The organism is Streptomyces sp. FH025 (assembly GCF_017427025.1).
Taxonomy (GTDB): domain Bacteria; phylum Actinomycetota; class Actinomycetes; order Streptomycetales; family Streptomycetaceae; genus Kitasatospora.
Map to the genome: position 1 here is coordinate 1 of NZ_JAFLNG010000820.1, position 3,045 is coordinate 3,045.

Annotated in this window: 2 protein-coding genes; one reads left to right on the top strand and one right to left on the bottom strand. The window is 70.6% G+C overall.

The genetic code is table 11. The features are described from left to right. Positions 1-97: 97 nt before the first annotated feature. Complete coding sequence (locus J0670_RS34360) at positions 98-328, top strand: hypothetical protein (RefSeq protein ID WP_207816311.1); 231 nt, start codon at positions 98-100, stop codon at positions 326-328. A 91-nt stretch (positions 329-419) separates the two neighbouring features. Here J0670_RS34360 and pepN read toward each other — a convergent pair whose 3' ends face one another. Further along, positions 420-2,999 (bottom strand): aminopeptidase N, encoded by a 2,580-nt coding sequence (pepN, locus tag J0670_RS34365; RefSeq protein WP_207816318.1) that lies wholly within the window; start codon positions 2,997-2,999, stop codon positions 420-422. Positions 3,000-3,045 lie beyond the last annotated feature (46 nt).

Consider the following 3,045-nt stretch of genomic DNA (forward strand, 5'->3'; position numbering starts at 1 on the left):
GCGCCCGAAGCCGGAACCAGCGGGGAACCGGAGGCCCCGGAACCGCAGGCCCGACCCCGACGCGCGCCGCCCCATAAGTGACGGGTAAGTTGGAATCGTGGACAAGAGGAACGCTTTGCGAGCCGGCGCGGTCTCCGCAACGGTCACGCTGATGATGCTGCTGTCGTCGCCCGCCATGGCCCTCACCAGGGACGACGGTGACGACCCGGGTTCCGGCCTGGGCGTCGGCCAGACCCTCGGCCTGTTCGTGCTGCTCCCGATCGTCGCGTTCGTGATCATCGGCGCGCTGGCCGGTCTGCCGTACGGCAAGGGCAAGGGCAAGAAGTAACCGTCGCGTCCACCAGGACCCGCACGAACCCGAAGGGGCGCCGGACGATTTCGTCCGGCGCCCCTTCAGGCGTTCACGCTCGGTTCACGGCCTATCGGGCGCCCGCCGCCCGGTCGGCGGCCCGGGCCTTGAGCGCGCGCTCGATCCCGGCCCGCGCCTCGACCACCTGGCGCCGCAGCGCGGGGGCCGGCTCGGCCGAGTCCAGCCAGGCGTCGGTGGCCTCCAGCGTCGCCTCGGACACCTGGATCGACGGGTACAGCCCGACGATGATCTGCTGCGAGATCTCGTGGCTGCGGGTCTCCCAGATGCCCTTCACGGCCGCGAAGTACTTCTCCGTGTACGGCGCCAGCAGCTCCCGCTGGTCCGTCTGCTGGAAGCCGGCGATCACCGCCTCCTGGACGTAGTTGGTCAGCTTGTCCGACTCCACCACCGCGGCCCAGGACTCCGCCTTGGCCTCGGCGGTCGGCCGGGCGGCCCGGCAGCTGGCCGCGTGCTCCTGGCCGGCCGCGGTGTTGTCCCGCTCCAGCTCGGCCGCGATCTCTGCCTCGTCCGCACGGCCGGTGGCGGCCAGCCGGGCCAGCAGCGTCCAGCGCAGCTCGGTGTCCACGGCCAGGCCCTTGACCTCCACCGAGCCGTCCAGCAGCCCGGCGAGCAGCCCGAGCTGACCGTCCGTACGGGCGACCGAGGCCAGGGTGCGGGCCCAGGCCAGCTGGTGGTCGCTGCCCGGCTCGGCGGCCCGCAGGTGCTCCTCGGCGGCGGCGGCCCAGCGGGCCAGGCCCTGCTCGCTCCAGTCCGGGTCGGCGTAGGCGTCCAGGGCCAGCTTGACCTGGCGCTGCACGGACTGCACCACGCCGATGTCGGTCTCCCGCCCGATGCCGGACAGCGCCAGCGCCAGGTAGTCGCGGGCGGCCAGCTCGCCGTCGCGGGTCATGTCCCAGGCGGAGGCCCAGCACAGCGCGCGCGGCAGCGACTCGGTGAAGCCGCCGAGGTTCTCGGTGACGACGGCCATCGAGTCCTCGTCCAGCCGGATCTTGGCGTACGAGAGGTCGTCGTCGTTGAGCAGCACCACGGCCGGCCGGTGCCGTCCGACCAGCTGCGGCACCTCGGTGCGCGGGCCGTCGACGTCCAGTTCGATCCGCTCGGTGCGCACCAGCGAGCCGTCCACCAGCTCGTACAGGCCGATGGCGATCCGGTGCGGCCGCAGCACGGCCTCGCCCTTGGCGCCGGCGGGCAGCGCGGGCGCCTCCTGCAGCACGGCGAAGGACTCGATCTCACCGTCCGTGTTCAGCGTGATCGACGGCCGCAGCACGTTGATGCCGGCGGTCTCCAGCCAGGCCTTCGACCAGGCCTTGAGGTCGCGGCCGCTGGCCTCCTCCAGGGCGCCGAGCAGGTCGCTGAGCCGGGTGTTGCCCCAGGCGTGGTGCTTGAAGTACGCCTGCACGCCCTGGAAGAAGGCGTCCTGGCCGACGTACGCCACCAGCTGCTTGAGCACCGAGGCGCCCTTGGCGTAGGTGATGCCGTCGAAGTTGACCTGGACGTCCTCCAGGTCGTTGATCTCCGCCATGATCGGGTGGGTGGACGGCAGTTGGTCCTGCCGGTAGGCCCAGGTCTTCATCTGGTTGGCGAAGGTGGTCCAGGAGTGCGGCCACTTGGAGCCGGGCGCCTCGGCCTGGCAGACGGCCTCGGCGAAGGTCGCGAAGGACTCGTTCAGCCAGAGGTCGTTCCACCACTCCATGGTGACGAGGTTGCCGAACCACATGTGGGCCAGCTCGTGCAGGATCGTCGCGGCGCGCGCCTCGTAGGCGGCGTCGGTGACCTTGGAACGGAACACGTACTGGTCACGGAAGGTGACGGCGCCCGCGTTCTCCATCGCACCCGCGTTGAACTCCGGTACGAAGAGCTGGTCGTACTTGGCGAAGGGGTACGGGAAGTCGAACTTCTCCTGGAAGTAGTCGAAACCCTGCCGGGTGACCTCGAAGATCGCCTCGGCGTCCAGGAACTCGCGCAGCGAGGGCCGGCAGTAGACGCCCAGCGGGACGCGCTGCTCGCCGTTCTCGTAGGCGTCGAAGACGCCCACGTACGGGCCGGCGATCAGCGCGGTGATGTAGCTGGAGATCCGGCCGGTGGGCTCGAACTTCCAGACCCGGGTGGCACCTTCGCCGACCGGCTCCGGGGTCGGCGAGTTGGAGACCACGACCCAGCCGCTGGGGGCGGTCACGGTGAAGGCGAACGAGGCCTTCAGGTCCGGCTGTTCGAAGTTCGCGAAGACCCGGCGGGCGTCCGGCACCTCGAACTGGGTGTACAGGTAGGTCTCGCCGTCGACCGGGTCGACGAACCGGTGCAGACCCTCACCGGTGTTGGTGTAGGCGCAGTCGGCGACCACGCGCAGCTCGTTCTCGGCGGCCAGGTTCGGCAGCGGGATACGGCTGTCGACGAAGCTCGCCGGATCGAGCGGCGCGCCGTTGAGGGTGATCGACTCGACGCTCGGGGCGACGAGGTCGATGAAACTGTCCGCACCGGGCGTGGTGGCACTGAAACGGACCACCGTGGTGGACCGGAAGGTGCCGCCCTCGCGCGCCGTGCTGAGGTCGAGCTCGATGTCGTACGCGTCCACCCGGACGAGGCCGGCCCTGGTCCGGGCCTCCTCGCGGGTCAGGTTGGTGCCGGGCACTCGCTGCACTCCTTTGTCAGGCTGATGGATCGAATCCTCGCATGCC